Source organism: Pseudomonas sp. LS-2, from assembly GCF_003605735.1.
In the GTDB taxonomy this organism is placed as follows: domain Bacteria; phylum Pseudomonadota; class Gammaproteobacteria; order Pseudomonadales; family Pseudomonadaceae; genus Aquipseudomonas.
On record NZ_QXTJ01000026.1, the window covers coordinates 55958 to 79677 of the forward strand.

23 protein-coding genes and 3 pseudogenes are annotated in these 23720 nt (G+C 62.1%); 13 read left to right on the plus strand and 13 right to left on the minus strand.

Annotation, left to right across the window (positions count from 1 at the left end):
* Positions 1-108: 108 nt before the first annotated feature.
* Genes D3M70_RS15140 through D3M70_RS15150 form a run of 3 tightly spaced genes read right to left on the minus strand, consistent with a single transcriptional unit; the run spans position 109 to position 2812 of the window.
* Positions 109-1353 carry an NAD(P)/FAD-dependent oxidoreductase gene (locus tag D3M70_RS15140; protein WP_120126544.1) on the minus strand — a complete coding sequence of 415 codons (1245 nt, stop codon included), beginning with the start codon at positions 1351-1353 and terminating at the stop codon, positions 109-111.
* Positions 1350-1679 carry a MocE family 2Fe-2S type ferredoxin gene (locus tag D3M70_RS15145; RefSeq protein WP_120126545.1) on the minus strand — a complete coding sequence of 110 codons (330 nt, stop codon included), beginning with the start codon at positions 1677-1679 and terminating at the stop codon, positions 1350-1352. Before D3M70_RS15145 ends, D3M70_RS15140 begins: the two co-directional genes overlap by 4 nt.
* Positions 1680-1714: 35 nt before the next feature.
* Positions 1715-2812 (minus strand): fatty acid desaturase family protein, encoded by a 1098-nt coding sequence (locus D3M70_RS15150; RefSeq protein WP_120126546.1) that lies wholly within the window; start codon positions 2810-2812, stop codon positions 1715-1717.
* A 181-nt stretch (positions 2813-2993) separates the two neighbouring features.
* Between D3M70_RS15150 and D3M70_RS15155 the strand changes: the two genes are divergently transcribed.
* Positions 2994-4037: a LacI family DNA-binding transcriptional regulator gene (locus tag D3M70_RS15155; protein ID WP_120126547.1), complete on the plus strand. Its 1044-nt coding sequence runs from the start codon at positions 2994-2996 to the stop codon at positions 4035-4037.
* Positions 4038-4400: 363 nt separating this feature from the next.
* On the opposite strand, the gene D3M70_RS15160 is transcribed toward D3M70_RS15155, so the two are convergent.
* Together D3M70_RS15160 and D3M70_RS15165 are read right to left on the minus strand one after the other, a co-directional pair.
* Entirely contained in the window at positions 4401-5552 is a 1152-nt protein-coding gene (locus tag D3M70_RS15160) for a phytanoyl-CoA dioxygenase family protein (protein WP_120126548.1), read from the minus strand.
* Positions 5549-6406 carry an SDR family oxidoreductase gene (locus D3M70_RS15165; RefSeq protein ID WP_120126549.1) on the minus strand — a complete coding sequence of 286 codons (858 nt, stop codon included), beginning with the start codon at positions 6404-6406 and terminating at the stop codon, positions 5549-5551. The genes D3M70_RS15160 and D3M70_RS15165 overlap by 4 nt, the downstream gene beginning before the upstream one ends.
* A gap of 163 nt (positions 6407-6569) precedes the next feature.
* Between D3M70_RS15165 and D3M70_RS15170 the strand changes: the two genes are divergently transcribed.
* From D3M70_RS15170 to D3M70_RS15220, 10 genes are all read left to right on the plus strand, one after another.
* Positions 6570-7595 carry a LacI family DNA-binding transcriptional regulator gene (locus D3M70_RS15170; protein WP_120126550.1) on the plus strand — a complete coding sequence of 342 codons (1026 nt, stop codon included), beginning with the start codon at positions 6570-6572 and terminating at the stop codon, positions 7593-7595.
* 72 nt (positions 7596-7667) lie between these two features.
* Entirely contained in the window at positions 7668-8666 is a 999-nt protein-coding gene (gene iolG / locus D3M70_RS15175) for an inositol 2-dehydrogenase (protein WP_120126551.1), read from the plus strand.
* Positions 8667-9056: 390 nt separating this feature from the next.
* On the plus strand, positions 9057-10031 hold the full coding sequence (locus D3M70_RS15185) for a GTP-binding protein (protein WP_120126553.1): 975 nt from the start codon (positions 9057-9059) through the stop codon (positions 10029-10031).
* A 66-nt stretch (positions 10032-10097) separates the two neighbouring features.
* Complete coding sequence (locus D3M70_RS15190; protein ID WP_120126554.1) at positions 10098-10601, plus strand: DUF1097 domain-containing protein; 504 nt, start codon at positions 10098-10100, stop codon at positions 10599-10601.
* Positions 10602-10628: 27 nt separating this feature from the next.
* Positions 10629-11372 (plus strand): nitrile hydratase subunit beta, encoded by a 744-nt coding sequence (gene nthB / locus D3M70_RS15195; protein ID WP_120126555.1) that lies wholly within the window; start codon positions 10629-10631, stop codon positions 11370-11372.
* A 45-nt stretch (positions 11373-11417) separates the two neighbouring features.
* On the plus strand, positions 11418-12041 hold the full coding sequence (nthA, locus tag D3M70_RS15200) for a nitrile hydratase subunit alpha (protein ID WP_120126556.1): 624 nt from the start codon (positions 11418-11420) through the stop codon (positions 12039-12041).
* A gap of 11 nt (positions 12042-12052) precedes the next feature.
* A complete protein-coding gene (locus tag D3M70_RS15205; RefSeq protein ID WP_120126557.1) occupies positions 12053-12433 on the plus strand; it encodes a nitrile hydratase accessory protein in 381 nt (126 codons plus the stop codon).
* Positions 12430-12609 (plus strand): CbtB domain-containing protein, encoded by a 180-nt coding sequence (locus D3M70_RS15210; RefSeq protein ID WP_120126558.1) that lies wholly within the window; start codon positions 12430-12432, stop codon positions 12607-12609. Before D3M70_RS15205 ends, D3M70_RS15210 begins: the two co-directional genes overlap by 4 nt.
* 25 nt (positions 12610-12634) lie before the next feature.
* On the plus strand, positions 12635-13360 hold the full coding sequence (locus D3M70_RS15215; protein WP_120126559.1) for a CbtA family protein: 726 nt from the start codon (positions 12635-12637) through the stop codon (positions 13358-13360).
* A gap of 220 nt (positions 13361-13580) precedes the next feature.
* Entirely contained in the window at positions 13581-14564 is a 984-nt protein-coding gene (locus D3M70_RS15220) for a GlxA family transcriptional regulator (RefSeq protein ID WP_120126560.1), read from the plus strand.
* A 59-nt stretch (positions 14565-14623) separates the two neighbouring features.
* Here the strand turns inward: D3M70_RS15220 and D3M70_RS15225 are convergent, their stop codons facing one another.
* From D3M70_RS15225 to lexA, 4 genes are read right to left on the minus strand one after another with little or no spacing between them, the layout of a single operon-like run.
* Positions 14624-17725: an error-prone DNA polymerase gene (locus D3M70_RS15225; RefSeq protein WP_120126561.1), complete on the minus strand. Its 3102-nt coding sequence runs from the start codon at positions 17723-17725 to the stop codon at positions 14624-14626.
* Positions 17722-19152, minus strand: coding sequence for a DNA polymerase Y family protein (locus tag D3M70_RS15230; protein WP_120126562.1), 1431 nt, complete (start codon positions 19150-19152; stop codon positions 17722-17724). Before D3M70_RS15230 ends, D3M70_RS15225 begins: the two co-directional genes overlap by 4 nt.
* A gap of 7 nt (positions 19153-19159) precedes the next feature.
* Complete coding sequence (gene imuA, locus D3M70_RS15235) at positions 19160-19777, minus strand: translesion DNA synthesis-associated protein ImuA (RefSeq protein WP_120126563.1); 618 nt, start codon at positions 19775-19777, stop codon at positions 19160-19162.
* Positions 19777-20394 (minus strand): transcriptional repressor LexA, encoded by a 618-nt coding sequence (gene lexA / locus D3M70_RS15240; protein ID WP_120126564.1) that lies wholly within the window; start codon positions 20392-20394, stop codon positions 19777-19779. The genes imuA and lexA overlap by 1 nt, the downstream gene beginning before the upstream one ends.
* Before the next feature lie 232 nt (positions 20395-20626).
* On the opposite strand from lexA, the pseudogene D3M70_RS34215 reads away from it, so the two are divergent.
* Positions 20627-20722: pseudogene (locus D3M70_RS34215) on the plus strand (hypothetical protein); the annotation flags it as partial.
* Between the two features lies 1 nt (position 20723).
* Positions 20724-21200 (plus strand): annotated as a pseudogene (locus D3M70_RS15245) (START domain-containing protein); the annotation flags it as partial.
* Between the two features lie 125 nt (positions 21201-21325).
* On the opposite strand, the gene D3M70_RS15250 reads toward D3M70_RS15245, so the two are convergent.
* The 4 genes and pseudogenes from D3M70_RS15250 to D3M70_RS15260 form a co-directional block, all read right to left on the minus strand.
* A partial coding sequence (locus D3M70_RS15250; protein ID WP_256659858.1) for an isocitrate lyase/phosphoenolpyruvate mutase family protein occupies positions 21326-22006 on the minus strand: 681 nt, incomplete at its 5' end.
* 1 nt (position 22007) lies between these two features.
* Positions 22008-22096: pseudogene (locus tag D3M70_RS34220) on the minus strand (hypothetical protein); the annotation flags it as partial.
* Between the two features lie 41 nt (positions 22097-22137).
* Entirely contained in the window at positions 22138-22677 is a 540-nt protein-coding gene (locus tag D3M70_RS15255; RefSeq protein WP_120126566.1) for a methylated-DNA--[protein]-cysteine S-methyltransferase, read from the minus strand.
* A gap of 119 nt (positions 22678-22796) precedes the next feature.
* Entirely contained in the window at positions 22797-23720 is a 924-nt protein-coding gene (locus tag D3M70_RS15260) for a DNA-3-methyladenine glycosylase (RefSeq protein WP_120126567.1), read from the minus strand.

A 23720-nucleotide genomic window follows, 5' to 3' on the forward strand; every position in this document is an offset into this window, starting at 1 on the left:
ATTCCAGCGCCTGGTGTTCGGAATCGTCGAGGCAGAGTACTCCGCACACGGTTCAACAACCCGCTTTTATTCAGGACAGCACAAGGCGTGCCAAGGGAAGTCTGGGCCTCAGGCATGAGCACCTCGCAGCAGGCTCTTGAGTGACACGCTGACGTCCGCCAGCGAGTCCCACGGCAAGACCACCTGACTCTCGATCAACCGCTCACACAACTTGATGTCCTTGGCGATGCTGTTGCCGATACCCCAGCCACTGGCGCCTTGCAGACGTGCGGCCGAATCGAGGTACAACAGCAGAAAGCCTGCGTCGGCCAGTTCCCGTTCGATCACGTACGCGTTGGGCGCCAGGGTCCCGACCGTCTGCAAACCGAACTCGTAGTGATCGGACCAGAAGCCCGGCACCGCGCTGAACGCCTGCTGCTGACCGAGCATGTTCAGCGCCGCCAGACGCCCCTGCGCCTCGGCGTTGCGCCAGGTTTCCTGCCGATGAAATTCACCGTCGGCGCGCTGGAATTCGCACACATCCCCAGCGGCGTAGATATCCGGCGCGCTGGTTTGCAGAAAGCGGTCGACCCTGATCCCGCTGCCGGTTGCCAGACCCGCCTCTTGCGCCAGTTCGAGATTGGGCTGCATGCCGATGCCGACCAGCAGCTCATCGCACATCACGCGCTCACCGCTGAGCAGGCGCACCGAGTCCACCCGCCCCTCGCCCTGGATCCCGTCGATCTGCGCGCCAAGGTGAATCGCCACGCCCTTGCGTCGATGCAGGGTCAGCAGTGCGTCGGACAGGCGCTCGGGCAACGCTCTTGCCGCCAGCCGCGGGCCGGCTTCCAGCACCGTCACTTCGCAGCCGCGATCCCGCGCAGTGGACGCGACTTCCAGGCCGATGAACCCGCCGCCCACCACCAGCAAACGGGTGCCGGGCTTGAGGCGTTGCTGCAGTGCGATCGCCTCATCGAACGTGCGCAGATGATGCACATTGCTGAAGCGCCGTCCGCTAAAATCCAGACTGCGGGACGTGCCGCCCATGGCCAGCAGCAACCGGCGGTAACCCAGCGTCACGCCGCTGTCCAGAGCCACTTGATGGCGCTCGGCATCAATGCCGATCACGCGAACGCCGCTGCGATGTTCGATCCCTGAGGCCATGAAACTCGCCTCGCTGAACAGGCTGCACTCCTCCAGGGACGACTCGCCCTTGAGCAACGCCTTGGACAGCGGCGGGCGTTCGTAGGGCAGATGCGACTCCTCGCCGACCAGCACGATGGGCCCCGTGAAACCCGACTCGCGCAAGGTCAACGCGGCACGCCCTCCGGCGTGTCCGGCGCCAACGATCACCATTGCCTCGTGCTGGCTCATACGCCGCTTCCCTGGGTGTCCAGCAGGACCATGCCGCCTTCGACCTTGACTGGATAGGTCTTGAGATTGATGCACGCCGGTGCGTTCAGTGCCTTGCCATTTCGGTAATCGAAACGCCCGTTGTGCTTGGGGCACTCGATGACGAAATCCATCACCAGTCCGTCCGCCAGGTGGATCTTTTCGTGGGTGCAGAGCCCGTCGGTGGCGAAGTATTCGCTGTTCTGCGAGCGATAGACCGCATAGGTTTTCTGTTGATGATCGAAGCGAATGACGTCCTCTTCATCGATTTCGTCGACGTGACAAACCGCTACCCATTGATTGCTCATGGCAGTGCTCTCTTGTTCTGGTTGGGTGGGGTGTTTCAGCTGAACGCCGACTCCTGATGGTCAGCGGTCTGAGCAGATTCGGGAGCCGCTTCCTTGATCGGGCGTTTGATATAGAACGACGGATCTTTGCGCTGCCTGAGCAAGGTCGGAATGATTTCCCGGTATGCCTCGACAAGGCTCTTGTACGGCGGCGGGCAATCGTCCTTTATTTCTTCGTGAAGTTTCGCCAGCGCGTGATAAGGCACCATCGGAAACATGTGATGTTCCAGGTGGTAATTCATGTCCGAATAAAAGAACCGAAATACCGGATTCATATAAATCGTGCGGCAGTTCTTGCGATGGTCCAGCTCGTCTTCTGCCAGGCCTACATGTTGGGTCAGGCCGAACACATAACTCAGCCAGCCGCCATACATCGTCGGCAGCAGCACATACATCAGCGGCAGCCAGGAATTGAGGTACAGCGCCGAGGCGATCACCAGACCATGAAGTGCCAGCCAGATCCGCGCAGTGCGGTAGACCTTGGGCCATTCGGATTCGGGAACGAAGATTTTCTCTTCGGCGCTCATCTGCCCCGACCCGTGCAGGAACAGCGATTTGAAGCTGTTGTAGACGTGGGGCAGCGAGAAAAATTTGAGGACGATCATGTTCAGGCGCGGTGGCCGTGGCTCGACGATTTCAGGATCACGGCCGACGATGATGGTGTCGGTGTGATGACGGGCATGGCTCCAGCGCCAGACCTGCGGTTCGTACATGACCATGAAGCACGCGAGCTGGTAAACCACGTCGTTCATCCTGCGCGTCTTGAACGCCGTGCCGTGGCCGGTTTCATGCCAGCGCGAGTTGGCGGCGGTGCCGTACAACAATCCGTAGACCAGAAAGAACGGCACGCAGGCCGCACTGCCCCAAAGCACATAGCCGCCCAGGCCGCTGAGGACCATGGCGCCCAGCCACAGGGCGGTGTCGCGAATGGCCCGGCCATCGCTGCGTTGCATCAGTTCCTTCATGCGTTTGCGCGGCACCGGGCACTGGTACCAGACCGCCGATACGAGCCCGGCCTCTTCGGCCAACCGGGCCTGTTCACCGGTCAGGCTGTAATCTTTTCCACGTCCAGGATCGAAAGGTATCTGGGACATTGTTATTGTTCTCCGAAGGTTGAATACCGCGCCGTTTAGTCACTTCGCTGACTCCAACTATAGAGATGCCCATGCCTGCCACAAGCGCTTGAAAGTATTCTCTCTCAAGCTATCATCCAGCCCTGATTGCGCTTGATGGTTTTCTATCACAGCGCTGGCGATTCCCATCGGCCAAGGCTCCATGAATAATAAAAAACGCCCGACCATCGCGACCGTTGCGCAGCATGCCAACCTGAGCGTCGCCACCGTCGACCGCGTGCTCAACGCGCGCGCGCCGGTCAATCCGCAGACCGCCGAGAAGGTCCACGAAGCCGCTGAAGCGGTAGGCTATTTCGCCGCCCGCCTGATCTCGCAACGCATCAACGAAAAGAAACCCGCCTACCACTTCGGCTTCCTGTTGCTGGGCACTTCGCAGACGTTCTACAAGACCTTGAGCGACGCCATCGTCGAGCAGGCGCGGGATGCGCGGGCGGCAAACATCGTCTGTCATGTCGACTTGATTCACGATCGCTCGCCCCAGGCCATTGCCCGCCAGATTCATCAAATGGCCGAGCCCTGCGACTGCATTGCGCTGGTCAGTTTCGAGCACCCGGCGATCATCGAGGCCATCGAGCAAGTGCGTCAGCGCGGGGTGCACGTGGTGTCGCTTCTGACCGAATTGCCGACGCTGCACCCGGGGGCGTATGTCGGAACGGACAATCATGAAGTCGGGCGCACGGCCGCCTGGCTGATCGCTCATGGTTCGCATCCGGCCGGCGGCAGCGTCGCGGTGATGCTCGGCGGGCACCGCTTTCTCGGGCATGAACAACGGGAAGCGGGGGTGCGCAGTTTCTTCGAAGAAAAGGCCCCGCAGTTTCGGGTACTGCCGCCGATCATCACCCTGGACAACGGCGCAATCACTGAAGAGGCGACGCTGGATTTGCTGGCGAGGCATCAAGACCTTCGCGGCATCTATGTCGCCGGCGGTGGCGTCGAGGGCGTGATCAACGCGCTGGCCGCCACGCCGCAGCGCCCACCGATGTGCGTGATTCTCCAGGAGCCCACGGTGGAATCGCGCCAGGCCATGCGCAAGGGGCTGGTCACTCTGGTGATCGACTCACAACCGCGGCTGATCGCCAAGGAGCTGATCGAACTGATGGTGCAACTGCCCAAGGCACACGCCATCGATCCGCAACGACACCGGGTGCTGGTGCCGTTGCAGATCGTGACGCCGGAGAATATCTAGCGGGCGTCCGATTATGGCTCCTGAGTCCTGGATCCTAGCTCTTGATTCTGGCCGCAGGCCGTGGGAGCCCGACTTGTCGGCGATCGGCTGCGCAGCAGTCGTCAAACCGGCTCATACCGACGTATCTGACACAACAATCTCACCTGTAGCAGTCCGGCCGGGCGGCGTTCCGTTCGCCGGCGGTAGCGATTTCAAGAACGCCACCGCCGGCAAGCCGTGCTGCTACAGAGCGCGGCAACTCGGCTAACGCGGCTTATCAGGCAAACCGCTTCTACAGGGGTTTGTTGCCGCTTCGCGCCAGATCGTCGGCAAGCCGGAGCGCCACCCCGACAACCTCCCACGCCTTCGGCAAAAGCAACCGTGCTACGCCAACCGCTTGGCCCGCATCACCTCCACCGCCTCGGCGAACCGCCCCACCTCCCAACGTTCACCCAGCGCCAGTTCCATCAACTGTTGCCCGGTCTGTGGCGCCATGCCGTGCAGCGGCGGATCGGTGTCCAGGTTGGTCGGGAACGAATAGCCATCGGCACTCATGGCAATCACCGCCTGCATGCCCTCCTCGTCCAGTTCGCCCTGCTCCAGCTGCTTGAGCATCAAAGGGTAGAGCGCCAGCATCATCTTCTCGCGGTTGACGGTTTCCATGGGCTTGCCGAACGCCGAGGAAATCTGCAGCAGGTTGGCCATGCGAAACTGATCGGTCGTGCGGTTGGTCCCTGCGGCATGAAACAGCGCCGGATTGAAGAACAGCAGATCCCCCTTGTTCAACGGCAACTGAATCGCGTGGCGCGTGAAGTAGTCGATGAAGCCCTGATCACGCCACGCCAGATAGCCCAGTTCGTAATGTTGAGAGAACGGCAGCAACAGGGTCGGTCCGGTTTCCAACGGCATGTCAGTGTGGGCGACGGCCCCTTGCAACGTCAGGTGCTGCGACAGCCGATGCATCGGCAAGGGGAAACGTGCGGCCACCTCGTCGCTCTGAAAGCCCAGGTGATAGTCGCGATGGGGTTGCTGCGCCTGACCGCCCGGTGTCACCACGTTGACCTGCGCCGTGGCCTGGAAATACGGCCCCAGCCACGCCTCGGCAATCAGCCCGAGCAACGGGTTGGCGTAGTACTCGATGAACGAGTCGGGCGAATGCTCGGCGGCCTTTTGCAGGGAGTTCCAGATGCGTTGATTGGCCCCCGCCTTGGCGAAATGATCCGCTCGCACGCCGCTCTCGGCTTCGACGGCGATGATCTGGCGGAACACCTCGCTCTGGCGGTCGACCACGGCATGATCGGGGAATGCACTGCGCACCACCATGACCCCGGGGCCATCGCGGAACAGATGGTGCAGCTCGCTGAGCATCCCTTGCCGGTCTTGTCGTGCGGCAGTGCTCAACGTGTCGGCGTCATAGATCAGCACCCGGCTGACCACCTCCTGGGCGAGGGGGTAGTGCGCAAGGTTCACCGGTTGGTCGCACAACGCTGCGAAGGCTTGAACGTCGATGTCCCGAGAAGTCGCGAACAGGCTCACAACCCTGCTCCTTTCACCCCGTCCAGGGTCAGCGGCGCATCGGGACGCGGTGTCGAACTGTCACCACAGCCCATGATGCCCTGCTCCATGTCGATCACGGAGCCGGTGGTCATGCCCGACTGATCGGAGAGCAGATAAGCGACGCTGTTGGCCACTTCCTGGGGCTTGAGCAAACGGCCGAACGGTGCCTGCGCTTCGGCGCGGGGCAGCCAGCCGTCATCGGCGCCATGGTACTGGCGCTGGATCTGGTCTTCGTGGGGGGTGTCCATCCAGCCGATGTTCAGGCCGTTGACGCGAATGCGATTGCGCAAAGTACTGAACGCAACGTTCTTGGTGAGGATCGCCAGCGCGCCCTTGGACGCCGCGTAGGCCGAGAGAAACGACTGCCCGCCATGGCCGGATACGCTGAGAATGCTGACGATCGAGCCTTCGACATCGTTGGCGATCATCAGCTTGATGCATTCCTGCATGAGGAAAAACGGCGCTCTGACGTTGACCGCGAAGATGCGGTCGAACAACGCCGGTGAGGTGTCGAGGATGCTGCCGCGATCCGACATTCCGGCGCAGTTGACCAAACCGTGTACAGTCCCGAAGTGTTCCTTGGCGGCGGCGACGACGCGACGGCAGTCGTCGACGTTTTCCATGTCCGCCTCGACGAAGAAAGCCTGGCAGTCCAGTTCGGCCAGTTGCCGCACCTGCTGTTCCCCCTTGTCGCGACTGCGTCCGCAGATGATCAGACCCGCCGCCCCCCGCTGCGCAAGGGTATGTGCCACGGCAGCGCCCAGGCCCTGGGTGCTGCCGGTGACGACGAAATAACGACCGGTGAACGAGGTAGAAAGATCCAATGCTGACATGCCTGTCTCCTGCTGTTGTTGTTTTTGGCTGCGGATGCTCGCCGTGTAGATAGAATTTAATTTCCATCTGTACAACGATTGGAACTGAGACTAGCATTGCGAACACCTCACACAGGCCCGAATCGACCTCAACAAGACCTCAATAGAGGCTCAGGGGATTCCCATGCTTGACCGCGCCAGACGTTTTTCCATCAAGCAGATCGCCGCCCAGGCCGGCGTCAGCAAAGCCACGGTCGACCGCGTCCTGCACGAGCGCGGCAGCGTGCACTACCAGACCAACCGACGCATTCAGCAAGCCCTCGAGGAACTCGAGGCCCAGGAGAAATCCGGGCCTGCCGTGGGCCGCACCTTCCACATCGACATCATCCTGCACACGCCCAAACGCTTCAGCGATGCAGTGCAGGAAGCCATTCACGCGCAACTCGGCAGTCTGGCGCCCTTTCGTGTGTTTCCGCGTTTTCACCTGTACCAAGAGATCGACACCCAGCAGATGCACGACCTCATCCTGCGCTGCGCGGGCAAAGGCAGTCAGGGTGTCATCCTCAAAGCGGCAGACGAGCCGCAGATCAACGAAGCGGTGAATCGAGTGACGGCGGCCGGCGTTCCGGTGGTGACGCTGGTGTCCGACCTGCCTCAGAGCGAGCGCATCGGCTACATCGGCATGGACAACCGCACCGCCGGGCAGACCGCCGCCTACCTGATGTCCAGTTGGCTCGACAAGAACGCACAAGACGTCGCCGTCGTCATCAGCAGCGACCTGTTCCGTGGCGAGGAAGAGCGCGAGATGGGCTTTCGCACCTGGCTGCGCAGCCGTGCGCCGCATCTGCGCGTCGTCGACATCACAGGAGGCTTCGGCGTCTATGAGCCGACCCTCGAACGGGTGACTCAGGCGTTGCAGGACAACCCGTCGATCAAGGCCATCTACAGCGTTGGCGGCGGCAACCGCGCCATCGTCGATGCCTTTGCCGCGCTCGACAGAACGCTTGCGGTGTTCATCGGCCACGACCTGGACCAGGAAAACCGCCAGCTACTGGCCGAAGAAAAAATCGCAGCGATCATCGACCACAACCTGCAGGTCGATGCCCGCCACGCGTTCCTGCACATCCTGCAGTTTCACCGGCTGTGGAAGGTCGATCCGATACCCGCTTCACAGGTGCAGATCGTCACGCCGTTCAACCTGGCCCATTGACGCCCTTTTCATCCAGAAAACAGACATGCATCAACCGATCTACCCACAACAACAATCCAAGGAGATCCACCCATGCTACGCATCGCAGTCCTCGGCGCAGGCCGCATCGCCAACATTCATGCCGCCAACGTCGCGGCCAACCCTGATGTGCAACTGTCGGTCATCGCCGACCCATGGCGCGAAGGTGTCGACACACTGGCCGCAAAACTGGGTTGCGCGGCGGCCTATGACTGCGCCGAGGCGATTGCCCGGGATGACGTGGACGCGGTGGTGATCGGCACGCACACCGATACTCACATCGACTATATGCTGCGCGCCGTGAAACTGGGCAAACCGGTGCTCTGCGAGAAACCCATCGACCTGGACTTCGCCAAGGCCGCGCAAGCGGTGGCTGATGTCGAGCGCCTGAATGGCAAAGTCATGCTCGGCTTCAACCGCCGGTTCGACCCGGACACCCTGCAAATGCGCAAGGCGATTGCCGAGGGCAGCATCGGCGACGTGCGTCAGGTGGTGATCACCAGCCGCGATCCGGGGCTGGCCTCGCTGGACAACCTCAAGCACTCCGGTGGCATCTTTCGCGACATGACCATTCACGATTTCGATACGGCGCGCACGCTGCTGGGCGAAGAGCCGGTCGAGGTGTTCGCCATCGCCAGTCGCCTGGTGGAACCTGCGCTCGCGCAACTGGACGATTGGGACAGCGTGATGGTCCTGCTGCGCACCGCCTCCGGCAAGCAATGCCACATCAACTGCTGCCGTGAAGCGGTCTATGGCTATGACCAGCGCCTGGAAGTGTTCGGGTCCAAAGGCATGCTCCTCAACGACAACCACCGCCCGAGCACCGTACGCAGCTACAGCGCCAGCCAGACCGAAGTGCGCGAACCGCTGCTGAACTTCTTCCTCGAACGCTATGCCGATTCGTACCGCAACGAACTGAACCAGTTCCTCGATGCCGTGCGCGCGGGCGAGCCACTGCCGACCAATGCGCGCGATGGCCTGAAAGCGTTGCACCTGGCGAACTGCGCGCTGGAATCGATCAAGACCGGGCGTGCAGTGGAGGTCGAGGTATGACGGGGCCGCGTTGAATCCCCCCCTTTTAGCAGCACGGCTTGCCGGCGGTGGCGACACTGGGACCGCCACCGCCGGCGAGCCGGACAGCTACAGGGGAGAGTTGTGTCAGATACGTTGGTATGAGCAGACCGGATGGTGATGGGTTATTCGGTCATCACGCATCAAAACGGTGCCGCATTCGCGCATTGTCGGTTCGTTCCAAAACGGCAACGCCGCCCTCTTCCTGTCCATTTCTCACCATTCACACCATTGCAGCCACATAACCTGACCAAACGTGACAACAGCATGTCCACCCCGGACATGGCCTGCAAAGCGGACTGGAAATCGCACCTATCGCTCTGAAGCTGCTCCACCTGGCAGCGCAGACAACAGCGACAAGGGGCGAACATCATGGCGATCGGCAAAATTCCCGTAACGGTCATTTCCGGGTTTCTCGGCGCAGGCAAGACCACACTGGTCAATCACCTGCTGAGCCAGAACCGGGAGTACCGGATTGGCGTGGTGGTCAACGAGTTCGGCGAGGTCGGCATCGATGGCCAGTTGATCGTTTCCGAGCAAGAGGCGCTGATCGAGATCAACAACGGCTGCGTGTGCTGCACGGTGCGCGCCGATCTGGTCGCCAGCGTGAAGGAGATGCTCGAGCTGGCGGGTCATCGACTGGACCGTCTGATCATCGAAACTTCGGGGCTGGCCGACCCGGCGCCGGTGTTGCAGACGTTCCTCGCCGACCCGGATCTGCGCAGCCGGGTCGAACTCGAATCGGTGATAACGGTGGTCGACGCGCTGCACCTGAACGGTCAGTTGAGCGACGAAATCGTCCGCGAGCAGATCGCCTTCGCCGACACCCTGATTCTCAACAAGACCGATCTGGTCAGTCAGCAGGCGCTGGCGAACATTGGCAATCAGGTGCGCCTGGTCAATCGCACGGCCAGCGTGCTGCACACCGCCCATTCCCGCGTCCCGGTGGATGCCCTGCTCGGCACCAGGCGTTTCTCCCTGCCGAACCTGCTGATGATCGAGCCGGACATTCTCGAAGACGAGGGCCACGATCATGAACACGACGCTTCGATTTCATCCTGCTCGGTTGTCACCTCCGGCGCGCTGGACCCCGAGCGTTTCAACCGCTGGATCAACCAGTTGGTCAACGATCAGGGTCAACGCCTGATGCGCATGAAGGGCCTGCTGAATTTCTCCAGCGAGGCTCGCCGCTTCCACTTCCACAGCGTGCATATGTTGCTGGAGGCCGTGCCCGGCCGCCGCTGGGAAGACCACGAAACCCGTGACAACCGCTTCGTGTTCATCGGTCGCGACCTGGACAGCGAACAGCTGCGCCAGGGCTTTCTCGACTGTCTGCACGCGGCTTGAGCTTTCTGACCTGCCCGCGCCACCGCCAACACAACGCCTCTCAACCAACAGACAGGAAATGACTCCATGAAAAAGCAAGAAGCCTACACCGTCAGCATCGGCCTGCTCGCCGTGCTGGACACCTACCTGACCGCCACGGTGCTACCGGTCCCTGTCTGGGTCACGTTCATTGCATGGGCCTCGTTCTTCGTCGTCGGCGGGGGCAACGCCGGTTTCGTACGCAGCGTGGCCTCGAACCTCACGGGTCTGGTGATCAGCTCGCTGGTGCTGCTGGGCATCGCCACCGTCAGCGAGGCGCCGTTCTTCATCGCCCTGTTGGTCGGCGCCGGCAGCGCACTGATGGTTCAGGCCTCGAAAGTGCCGCTGCTGAGCATCCTGCCGGCAATCGTCTGGGGCTTTGCCTCCACAGTGGGCACCACCGCGGTCGGCGGCAAGCCAATGACCACGCCAGGCCTTGAAAACCCGGCGCTAATCGCCGCCACCGCGCTGATCACCGGCGCCGTGTTCGGCTACGTCTCCGAACGCCTGGGCGATGCACTGACCAGCAAGCCGCGCGCACAACTGGCCTGAACCCTTTCCCACACACTGGAGCGCTTGATGAAACTACAACACTACCTCGGTGGCCTGGAAAACCTTGGCCCGGTGGACTTCGAGAAACAGGTCTTCGTTCAGGAATGGGAGAAGCGCATCTTCGGCATTCACACCACGATGATGGCCGAGAGCGCACACCTGATCGACGCCCTGCCCAAGTACCCGATGAACACGCTGCCCACGGCGTTCAAAAGCGACTGGACCTGGGCCTCGCTGCGCACCGGTGCCGAAGCCATGCAGCCGTTCGAATACTTCAAGTTTCGCTACTACGAAAAGTGGTTGGGCGGCATTTCCGGTTTCTTTGTCGATCAGGGCTACATCAGCGGTGAGGAGCTCAAAAGCCGGGCCGAATTCTACCGCAAGGCGCCCGACGCACCGCTGCCCGACATGCCCAGTGCACCGATCCGCGAACAGATCGTGCGTTACCTCAACGAAGGCGATTCCGGCTTGCGGCCTTACCCGGGCGCGGCCCTGTTCCGCGAAGGTGATGTGATCACCGTGGCCAATCCGGTCGCCGTGGACCACACCCGCCTGCCCGGCTACCTGCGCAACAAGCCGGGGAAAGTCGTGGAGGTGTATCCGGGCGCCTTTGCCTATTTCGTCAATACGGGCGCGGACGGGATTGGCGAGGCAATGCCGGTTTATCGCGTGGCCTTCGATGCCATGGACATCTGGGGCGAGGAGAAAAGCGAGCCCAACACCACCCTCTACGCGGACCTGTTCGAGGCTTATCTGCAAGCGCCGCTCTGATCCCCATCAACGATTGACGAACCTCTATTGCAACGGAGCTTTTCCATGAGCCAACTCTTCGACTACGAAAAACAACGGGAAGCCGAAAGCGCCGCCAAGGTGCGCGCGCTGGAAGCCTTGTTGATCGAAAAAGGCGTGATCGGCAGCGATTCGGTGGACACTGTACTGGCCCACTTCGAGACCGTGGCCGGGCCTTTCAACGGCGCGAAAATCGTCGCCCGCGCCTGGGTCGATCCCGCGTACAAGGCGCGTTTACTGGCCGATACGCCCAAGGCCATCGCTGAGCTGAATCTGGCTCAGGGCATGGACGGCGCCGAGGGCGAACACATGCTGGCGGTCGCCAACGGCCCCGGCGTTCACAACCTGATCATCTGCACCCTGTGTTCGTGCTACCCGTGGCCCATCCTCGGGCTACCGCCGTATTGGTACAAGGATCCGGTGTTTCGTGCTCGCGGTGTTCGTGAGCCGCGTGCCGTACTGCGTGAATTCGGGGTGCCGATCGGCAACGACACCAAGGTCGAGGTCTGGGACAGCAGCGCGCAAATTCGCTGGTTCGTGGTGCCCGAACGACCAGTCAACTCAGAGCACTTGAGCGAAGAGCAACTGGCGGCCCTGGTCACTCCGGAATCGATGATGGGCGTGGCGCTGGTCCAGTTGCCCGCTGCCTGAGGAGCCTCGCCATGTTTACCCGATTCGAAGAGTTCGCCGCCAACAGCCAGCTCGGCCACAAAGACTCGCCACCGCGTGCCCAGGGGCGCCTGCACTTCACTCAAGACTGGCAACGCAGCCTGTACGGCCTGGCACTGGCGCTGTCCAAGGCCGGTCATTTCGAATGGGAAGCCTTTCGCCAGAACCTGATCGGCTCGATCTCGATCTGGGAACAGCTGCCCTGTGACAACCAGCCGCCGTGGGATTACTACGAGCGCTATCTGGAAGCCCTGATCAAGGTCCTGGAGGAGCATTCGCTACTGGACATAGACGAGCTGCAAGCACGCTTGAGTGCCTTGAAACCCGACACCGATCTGAACGACAACAATCCTGAGTTGAGGAATATCGCATGAGCAGCACCGTACTCACACACGCCTCCAGCCGCAGCCGTGGCAACCGTCTGCTGGTGACCTTCGGCTCGATACTGATGGGCATGTCGCTGGTGTATTTCGCCGGTTTTTCGCATCTGGAACTGGTGCATAACGCCGCCCACGACACCCGCCACAGTGCGGGTTTCCCTTGCCATTGACTGATCTTTTTCGGAGCGCCCGAGCATGTTCAAACGCATCCTCACCACGGCCTGTTACACCGGGGCCATTGCCGCCTTGTTGCTGACGCTGATGCAGAGCCTGTGGATCACGCCGTTGATTCTGCAGGCCGAAGTCTATGAAACCGCGCAAGTCACCCATGAGCAGACTCATGAGCATGCTGCCGGCGCTCATGAACACGAGCATGACGCAGAAGCATGGACCCCTGAAGACGGCTGGCAGCGCACGCTGTCCACGTTCGGCGGTGATCTGGTGGTCGCCATCGGCTTTGCCCTGTTGCTGAGCGCGCTGTACAACCTGAAGACACCCGCTAAACCCTGGCATGGCGTGTTGTGGGGGCTTGCGGGTTATGCGACGTTCTGTCTGGCACCCGCTGCGGGGTTGCCCCCGGAATTGCCGGGGACCGTGGCTGCCGACCTGTCTTCGCGTCAGGACTGGTGGGGTGCGACGGCGCTGGCGACCGCTGTGGGCCTTGCGTTGATCGTCTTCGGCAAGCATTGGCTATGGCGTGTCGTGGCCGTCTTGCTGATTGTGGCACCGCATGTCATTGGTGCACCGCAACCGGCGGAGCATCACGCGCTGGCAACGGATGCGTTGCAGGCGCAGTTTCGAGTGTCGTCGTTGCTGGTCAATGCAGTGTTCTGGATGGCGCTGGGGACTATGAGCGGCTGGTGGTTCTGGCGGCGGGAATCGGTCCGCGATGAGCTGAGTGCGCGAACATTGGTGAGATAGCGCGGTTATTGCATGAGCGATGTCACGGGCAGATGTACCGACGCTCACTCAACCAGTAACAGTCCGGTTTGCCGGCGGTTTCGATCTTGAAGACGCCACCGCCGGCAGGCCGTGCTGCTACGGGGCATCGGTGAATTCGCTCCCAGAGCAAAGGGCGTATCCGGCACCTCCCTGAGACCATGGCAACGTTGGTAAATGCTCACACCTATAAGGAAACCCAATGCGCAAAATCAGCGTGGGCATGGTCCTGTTCCCAGGCTTTCAACTGCTGGACATCGCCGGCCCCAAGGACGCCTTCGCTCAAGTCAAGGTGTTGAGCAACGGTGAGTGTGAATACGAGATGCTAACGGTCGGCACCACGCGCAGTCCGCTGCTGTCGTCCAGTGGACTGACGGTGATACCGGACCGCACCATTTTCGACCCCTGCCCGCACTTCGACACCATCATCGTGCCGGGTGGGCTCGGCATATTCGACGTGTATGCGGACTCGACCCTGTGCGACTGGCTCAAGGTTCAGGAAAAGCGCTGCCGACGGCTGGCCGCGATCTGCAACGGCGTGTTTGCCTTTGGCGCGGCAGGCTTGATCGAGCGCAAATCGGTGACCACCCACTGGATGGACGCCGCGCACCTGAGCGAGCTGTTTCCGTCGGCCCATGTCGACCCGGACCATATTCACGTCAAGGACGGCACGATCTACACCACTGCAGGCGTAACCGCCGGGATTGATCTGTCCTTGTTGATGATCGAAGAAGACTTCGGCAAGCGCATGGCCATCGATGTCGCCAAATACCTGGTGGTCTACCTGCGACGTGCGGGCGGACAATCGCAGTTCAGCCCGTTGCTGGACGTTCAGGGCGGGGTCGACTCGCAAGTGGAGGCCATTCAGGACTACGTGCTCGCTCATCTGCACCTCAACCACAGCCTGGCGTCCCTGGCCGAGCGTGTGCACATGAGCCCGCGCAACCTTTCCCGGCTGTTCGCCAAGGAAACCGGCTCCCCGCCAATGGCCTTTCTGGCCGACGCCCGCATCGACGCCGTGCGCCGCTACCTGGAAACCACCGAACAATCGATGAAGGAAATCGCCCATCGGTGCGGCTTCGAAAATGCCGACAGCCTGCGCCGGGTATTCGTCAAACGCCTGGCCATCAGCCCCGTGGAGTACCGGCAGCGGTTTCGGTCGGGGACATCGGCTGTCGCCTCGTAGCAGCACGGCTTGCCGGCGGTGGCGTCATCGAATCGGAGGGGGGCTTTAACGGACATCACTCACTTGAAATCCCGACTGCGCACATCCAGCCCGGTCAGCAGCGGGGTCAAGTCGAACAGCCGTTGGGCGATCACATGGCGCACGCCTTTCTGGTATTCGAACTTGCCGAACACCTGCATCAATTGCGACCCCACCAGCACCTTGCGCTGACGCTCGGCCAGGTCGCGCCAGACCACCACGTTGATCATCCCGTGTTCGTCTTCCAGGGTGACGAAGGTCACGCCACTGGCCGTGCCGGGCCGCTGCCGACCCACCACCAGCCCCGACACACTGAAACTGCGCCCATGCTCCTCGGTCAACAAGTCCTTTGAACTGCGAAAGCGCTTTGCCGACAGTTTGTTGCGCAGCAGGGCCAACGGGTGCGGCCCGAGCGTGGTGCCAAGGGTGTCGTAATCGGCCACCAGATCCTGCGCCACGCTGGGCAAGGGCAACGCCACCTGCACTTCTTCACCGAAACAATCATCGCCGAACAACGGCTGTTGCACCTCGACTCCGGCAATCTCCCACCGGGCGCGGTGACGATGCCCGGCCAAGCCGCGCAAGGCACCGGAATCGGCCAGTGAAGCCCGGGCGCGGTTGTCCAGATCCGCGCGAACGCACAGGTCGGTAACGTCCTTGAAAGCCCGTTGACTTCGCGTCACCTCAATGCGTCGAGCATCTTCCTCACGAAAGCCACGGATCATGCGCAAGCCCATGCGGATCGCCAGATTGCGCGTGTACTCAGGGTTTTCAACCGGTTCCAACGAGCAATCCCAGTCGCTGTATCGCACGTCCACCGGGCGGATTTCGATGTGATGACGACGGGCATCCTGCAGCAACTGATCGGGGCTGTAGAAACCCATGGGCCAGCTGTTGATCAGCGCGCAGGTGAACGCGGCCGGTTCGTGGCATTTCAGCCAGCAACTGGCGTAGGTCAGCAGCGCGAAACTGGCGGCATGGGATTCGGGAAAGCCGTAACTGCCGAAGCCCTTGATCTGCTCGAAAATGCGAGTGATGAATTCATCCGGGTAGCCCTTCTCCTTCATCCGTTCGCTGAGACGAATTCGATGGGGTTCGAGCCCGCCATGGCGCTTCCAGGCGGCCATGGAGCGGCGCAACTGGTCGGCCTCGCCAGGCGAATAACCGGCGGCGACGATCGCCAGTTGCATCACCTGCTCCTGGAACAGAGGCACGCCCAGGGTGCGCTCGAACACGGCCCTCAGCTCTTCGGAGGGATAGGTGACGGGCTCCTCCTTGTTTCTGCGCCGCAGATACGGATGCACCATGTCACCCTGAATCGGGCCCGGTCGAACAATGGCGACCTCAATCACCAGATCATAAAAAGTCCTGGGCTGAAGGCGCGGCAACATCGACATCTGCGCCCGCGACTCGATCTGGAACACGCCAACGGTGTCGGCGCGGCTGATCATCTCGTAGGTGGGTTCGTCTTCATCCGGCAGTGTCGCGATGGTCCAGCGCCTGTGCCGATGCAGTTCGACCAGATCGAACGTACGGCGCAACGCGCTCAACATGCCCAACGCCAGAATGTCGACCTTGAGCAGCCCCACCAGATCCAGATCGTCCTTGTCCCACTGGATGATGGTGCGGTCGGCCATGGCGGCGTTTTCTACCGGCACCAGGGTCTGCAGCGGGTGCTCGGAAATCACGAAACCACCGGGGTGTTGCGACAGGTGCCGGGGAAAGCCGATCAGTTCGCCCGTCAGCGTCAGCACCCGACGCAGCACCGGGCTGTCGGGTTCGAAGCCGCATTCACGCAGACGTTCCGCAGGCGGCAGGTTGTCGCTCCAGCGGCTGAAGCAATCGGCCAGCGCGTTGATCTGGTCGGGCGGCAACCCCAGCACCCGCGCCACATCACGAACCGCACCGGCGCCGTGATAGGTGCTGGCGACAGCGGTCAGCGCTGCCCTGCCCCGGCCATAACGCCGGAATACATATTGAATGACCTCTTCGCGGCGATCGTGCTCGAAATCGACGTCGATGTCCGGCGGCTCGTTGCGCTCTTCGGAGATGAAACGCTCGAACAACAGGTTGGTCTGCGAGGGGTCAAGCTCGGTGATGCCCAGCACGAAACACACGGTCGAGTTGGCCGCCGAGCCTCGGCCCTGACACAGAATGCTCTGCTCGCGGGCGTAGCGAACGATGTCATGCACGGTGAGGAAGTAACTTTCGTACTTCATCGTCGCGATGATCTTCAGTTCTTTCTCGATGTTGGCACGCGCCAGGTCCGGTACGCCCTTGGGCCAGCGCCAGCGTGCGCCGTCTTCGGTAAGTTTTCGCAACCAACTGCTGGGCGTGTACTCGGCGGGGACCAGTTCGCGAGGGTATTCGTAGCGCAACTGGTCCAGCGAGAAGGTGCAACGCCGTGCGATGTTCAGGGTTTCGGCCAATAACGACGCGGGATACAGCTCGGCCAGCACGGCTCGCGGACGCAAATGTCGCTCACCATTAGGGTACAGCCGATGCCCGGCCTCGGCGACGGTGGTGTGATGACGCACGGCGGTCATGGTGTCCTGCAACGCGCGACGGCCCCGGGCGTGCATGTGCACATCACCGCTGGCCACGGCTGGAATGTCGATCAAGCGCGCCAGTGCCAACAGGGACGACAGCCGCTTGTGATCGTCCGGTCCGCAATGCAACTGCACGCTCAGCCAAAGATCGCGTTGAAAAATCCCGCGCAGCCAGAGGCCCTGCTCCTCAAGCACCTCGCCGCGTTGGTCCAGATCCGGCACCCACAACGCCAGCAATCCCGAAAACGTATGCTGGAAGTCTTCGCGCAATAAACGGTATTCACCCTTCTTGCTGCGCCGTCGGCCCTGAGTGATCAAGCCGCACAGGGCCTGATAACCCGCCAGATTCTCCACCAACAGCACCACTTTCGGGCCGCTCTCGATACAAATCTCGCTGCCGATGATCAACGGCAGCCCGCACTCCTTCGCCGCCTGCCAGGCGCGCACGACCCCCGCCAGGGTGCATTCGTCGGTGATGGCCAACGCCCGATAGCCATGCTGTTTCGCCCGCTCGAACAACTCCTTGGCGCTGGACGCACCGCGCTGAAAGCTGAAGTTGGACAGGCAGTGCAACTCGGCATAATCGCAGCTCATGCGAACCAGCCGTGGAGCAACAGGCTGCCTTCATCACCGACGCTGCGATACGCCCACCCCCGCTGGCCGTTGCGGGTTTCGATGAGGAAATAGTCGCGGCGCATATCGCCGCCGTCCCACCAGCCGGACTCAATGCGCTCGGGACCGGCCAGTACCCGCACGCTGGATTCGTTCAGTTGCTCGGGCTCGCGCAACAACCAGCCCGGCCGTGTCACTTTCTGGATCATCAGGACAGGTTTCTCAGGACTCGTCGGTAACCAGGCGCACTCCGGGCGGTGGTCCGCACGAAACCCCAGACCGTTGACCGCCTCGTCCCCCAAACGCGCGCGCAAGCGCTCACGCAATTGCTCCCAGGGCATGCTTTGCTGCGGCCGATCATCGAACAGCTCGCGATGGGACGGTACGAACGCCGGCAGATCCCGCGCCTGTAAACGCAAGGCGCGTACCGGTGACGGCACCACCACTTGCTCCAGACGACCACGGGCCAGTTCGAAGAGCATGTTCGCTTCGCGCTCGGCGCTGAGCAGCCCTACCGGTATCACGGTGTCCGGGGCCACACCGCCGACGCCCGGGACATGCTCCAGATGAATCACGAAACGCTGCACCCCACTGTCCCGTCCGCCGAGGAACAACGCCAGATCGGCGATCATGCGCTTGAGCGGGAACAGCAGGGCCTGATGGGATTCGACGTCAAAATTGAGTTCGATGCGGGTGTCGAAATGATCCGGCGGCACGTAACACTCCAGAGCCACCGGCCGGCGCCCAAGCAGGCTGTCCAGATGTTGCAGCACCGGTGCCGGAAAGCGTCGAGCCAAGGTGTCACGAGGCAAGGCCAGCACCTGATGCAGACGATGGAGCCCCATGCGAGCGAACGCGGTCGAGACCTCCGGTGGCAAACCAATGCGATTGACCGGCATCTGTTCCAGCACGTTTGACAAACTGTCATTGCAACTGACTGCCAGCCCGTCGTGCGCATTGGCGAGCATGCGTGCCGCCACCGGATTGGGGGCCACGACGATGCGATGAGTGAAACCCAGCTCGGTCAGCTCCTGGCGCAGACGCGCTTCGAACACCGGCCAGGGCCCGAACAGGCCAAAGCTGGATTCGACTTCCATCAACAGCACTCGCGGGTATCTAAGGCTGACCTGAGAACTGAAGCGATAGGCCCATGCCGCCAGCAACCGATGCCAGCGTTCGGTTTCGGCAGGGTCGTATTCGACGGTGGCGAAGTCACGGCTCATGGCATGGGCAGCGGTCAACGACTGACCGGGGCGTAAACCCAGTTCACGGGCCGCGGCATTGACGGTTTGCAACACGCGACGCTGGGCCGTGCCGCTGATCAACGCCAGCGGTTCTGTGGGGTCGGCGCGACGACGCATGACGCCGTCCAGCGCCAGTTGTGGCAACAGGACACAGGCCCAGAGCATGGAAACCTCAGGCGTCAGTGGTGAATGGAATCGCAGAGGAAGGCGCCAGCCCGCCCCGGCACTTGAGCACCCGTAGCTGGCTGGGCCGTACGTCGATGGCGATGCGCAAGGCGGCGGGCGAAGGGTTGGCAGCGGCCTGTTGCTCGCGACAGGCGAAGGCCAGGGTTTCGCCGGTTTCGGCAGCGACCTGTAAACGGCGCAAGGCGCGGTCATCGACCTTGTTCGGCCAGCACAGCACCGCGCCGCAACTGCCCGAGCGCAGGCACTGTTCCACCGCCCACAAGGCATCCCGTTCGCTGGCCTGGATGACCGACAACTGCCGCAGATCGACACCTGCCGCCTGCCACGCCTGGGGGTATGGCACGTATGGCGGGGCCACCAGGACGATGCGTTCGCCGCTGTCGGACAGCCTCGCCAACGTCGGCCATAACAGCCGCAACTCGCCACTGCCATGGGCGGGAATCAGGATTTCAGTGAGGGCTGCCGGTGGCCAGCCGCCGATGGGCAGGGCCGAGTCGAGCAAGGCATGGCCGGTGGGTTGCGCGGCAACCGGCTGAACCTGTGGACGTCCTTTCCAGACCCGACGCTCGTCCAGCAGCGCGTCGAGGCTGACCACCGCGCCCATCATTCCCGCCTTACCAGACCACAGAACACGCCTTCGATGGCGAAGTCCTGATCGGGACGTACGACAATCGGCGCATAGGCCGGGTTGCGCGGCAGCAGGCGGAACTCATCGTTGCCGCGCTCCAGGCGCTTGATCGTCACTTCGCCATCGAGACGGGCCACGACGATCTGCCCGTCCCTGGCGTCGGCACTTTGCAGAATGCCCACCAGATCGCCGTCGAAGATGCCGTCCTCGATCATTGAATCGCCCTTTACCCGCAGCAGGTAATCGGGGACGCGCACAAAGGTGCGGCTGTCCAGGGTGAAGGTGTCGTGAATGTCGATGTCCGGGCCGATTGGCGCGCCCGCGGCGACGCGACCTAGCACGGGGATTTCGAGCATGTCGGCGCGGGGGCGGGTTTGCACCAGCCGAATGCCCCGCGCCTGATTGGCGGTGACTTCAATGAAACCGGCCTCGGTGAGCGCCATGATGTGCTTGCGCGCCACGCTGCGCGAAGCGAATCCAAAGGCTGCAGAGATTTCCGCAAGGCTTGGCGGCTGGCCGTTCTGGGCGATGCGATCACGGATGAACGTAAGGATCGCAGCGCGTTTGGGGGATAGAGTCGTCATGGAGCACATTTGTACTCTTTTCGGATAATTCTGGCTAGAACCATTTGTCCAGTCACGCCGCGATCCTCATGAGAGTCGATGATCCAGTACCAGCAGACCCGGGCGAGCCTGGGCGTGTAGCGGGCGCTTGGCGCTCTGCACTCAAGTCCCGGAACCCGACGCTCGAGCACAACGCCCCTCTGATCTCACCTATGCTCTGAACACCCGCGCCCTGCCCACGTGCAGTCCAGGAGCTTCACTCATGAAAACACTGCCCGTCCTGTGCGCCCTGCTGCTGCCTGTTTTTTGCGCCTCGGCCGCCGCAGATGAGTGGAAACTCGCCAAAGACGAAGACGGCNGCGCTGATCAAGGCCGACGTGCAGACCCTGAGCTATCTGCAGGAAAACCTGACCATCGCCTGTAAATGGCTGTACGCCTGCGCCGACATGCGCCTGTTGAAAGTCGACGGTGACAGCACCTTCGTCTACCTGACTACCGCCCTGCCATGGCCGGCCAACACGCGGGACATGGTGTTACAGGTGCGGACCGAACTGACCGATGACGGCGGCGTGCTGCGCCATCTGAGCGCGGTGAATGACATGCAGCCCCCTGTGCCCGGTGTGATCCGCGTCGAGCAGTTGCAGGGGATCTGGCAGATGGTGCCCAAGGGCGAGCGCGAGACGGAAGTGACGTATCAATTGCAGGCAGAACCCGCCGGAGACATTCCGTCATGGCTGGCCAACCGGTTCGTGATCGATGCGCCGATGGTGACGCTCAAGACGTTGCGAGCGGTCGCCGAGCGTCAGGGCGGGCACTCTGCCGGAAGCGAGAAATGACCTTTATCAGTCCGGCTTGCCAACGGTCGCAGGGCCCCAGCCACACATCTGTTCGACTGACCCATGTCGACTGACGCAACGCGACCGCCGGCAAGCCGGACTGCTACAAGATGTCGCCCTTGGCATCAATGCCCGAACAACGCCTGAATCTGCGGGTAGGTCATGCGGGTCTGCGTCACCGGCTCCGAGCGACCTTCTTCGAGGAAACCGCGCGCCAGTTCCTGTGCATGCCCCCACAAGGTCTGTGCCACCGCAGACCCGGCGCTCAGACGATGGACGCCCAGTTTTGCCAGCTCATCGGCCGCGGGCAGCCCAGGCCGCGCCAGTACGTTGAGCGGCAGATCGATGCCCTGGACGATGGCCGTGATCGCCTCGACATCGACCACCGCCGGAACGAACAGACCATCGGCACCGGCACGTTGATACAACCGGCCGCGCTTCAAGGTTTCTTCGACCTTGGAGGCGTCATCCACCAGGTCGGCCAGGTACACGTCGGCACGGGCATTGACGAAGACATCCAGATTGTTCTTCGCTGCCATTTCCTTGATCGCTTCGATCTTGCGCGCCAACAGGTCAGGCGTATCCGAACCATCCTCCAGATTGATGCCCACCGCGCCGACATCGAGCACGCGCTTGACGTTCTCAGCAACCCTTAACGGTTCATCCGAATAGCCGTTCTCGATGTCTATCGACAGCGGCACCTTGATCACCCGTGCGATGCTCGCCGCCACACTCACGGCGACCTCTATCGGAAACACCCGGCCATCGGCATAGCCCTGGGCCCACGCCACGCCGGCGCTGGTGGTNCTGCCCGCATCCCACGCGTTGGGCAGACGCAGAACGGTGGATTGATGGTGCAGATCACGAAACGTTTGGGCAGAAGAAGGCATGTTCATCTCCGTTGAATAGGTGTGTTGTACGACCAGGACGCGTGAGTCTAGAACAGCGAAGCCTGAGTCGACGGTGCATCATTGCGACGTTTTTTCGAGGGCTGCGGCATCCCGCCTTCCAGGGTCAACAGCAGCGTCTTGGCCGCCAGACCACCGGCGAACCCGGTGAGTGCGCCAGAGCTGCCGATCACCCGATGACACGGAGCGACGATGGAAATCGGATTCTTGCCATTGGCCGCGCCGACTGCGCGCACCGCAGCCGGGTTGCCGATCTGAATGGCGATCTCGAGGTAACTGCGGGTTTCGCCGAAGGGAATGGTGAGCAAGGCCTGCCAGACCTTCTTCTGGAATTCGGTGCCGTGAAAATCCAGCTCCAGCTCGAAACGATGGCGGGTCCCGGCAAAATACTCGGCCAATTGCTGCTGCGCCCTATCGAGAATGTCGCTGCCCTGATCCTGGTTCATGTCACCGAGCAGCACGCGATTGGGGCGGTCGTTTTCCCAGAGAATTGCCGCCAGGCACGGCCCCCTGGCGATCAACTTCAACTGCCCGACAGGGGAATCGATGTAGCGATAGACGAAAGTCATTGGAGGGTTCCTTGTCGAACGCCGAGCGGGCCTTACCGTCAATCGAGGCCGGTCGTGATGGGGCCATCTTAACCGCCCTGTCGGGCGTCGCCATCCCGTTCTTGCGCTCGAATTCGTGCTCAACCGCCTTTGGCTTTACCGGCGACATCCGCCGCCGAGTTCCAGATGTGCATGGCCGCGTAGGCGCGCCAGGGTTTCCACGCCTCGGCCCTGGCCTTGTGCAGCGCCAGGCGCGTCAGGTTCGGGTCCTGCAGGGTCATGAGGTTCATCAGCACCAGATCCGAAGCCGGCCAAGCGTCCGGGTCGCGCCAGGCACGCATGGCGATGTATTCCACGGTCCACGGCCCGATGCCTGGCATCGCCAGCAACTGGCGGCGCAGCTCGGCGACCTCATCGCCATGTCCGACCGATAGCGAAATCTCTCCGCTGGCCACCCCCGCCGCCACGCGCTGGATGGTTTCCACGCGCTTGCCGGGCATGCCGATCTTGTCCAGATCCACCCGCGCCAGCGCATCGGGAGTCGGGAAGCGCCAGGCCAGTTGTTCATTCGGGCTCTCTGGCACCTGAACCCCGGCGCGCTGCACCAGACGCCCGACAATGGTCGTTGCGCCCTTCACGCTCACCTGCTGGCCGACGATGGTCCGCACCACCAGCTCGAACCCCGAAAACGAGCCCGGCACCCGCAGTCCCGGACGCGTCTGCACCAGCGACGCCAGCCAGGGGTCGCTGGACAGGCAGCGGTCGATCTCATCCGGCGCCGCATACAGGTCGAACATGTGGGAAATCGGCTCGACCAGATCGTCGATATGCTGGCTCACTTCGCCGTGCACCGTGGCGATCAGATGATTCCCTTGCGGCGCCATAGCCACCGACAGCGTGCCGACGCTGCCCTTGAATTCGATATTGCGCAGGTACACGCCGTCGATCACCGCTTCGACCCCGGCGGTCATCCGCGCAGCGAAGAAGTTGAGCATGCGTTGCCAGTCGAACGGAGGCTGGAAAGGCAGCAAGCGGACAGCCTGTTGATGCGAGGTGTCGAGCAT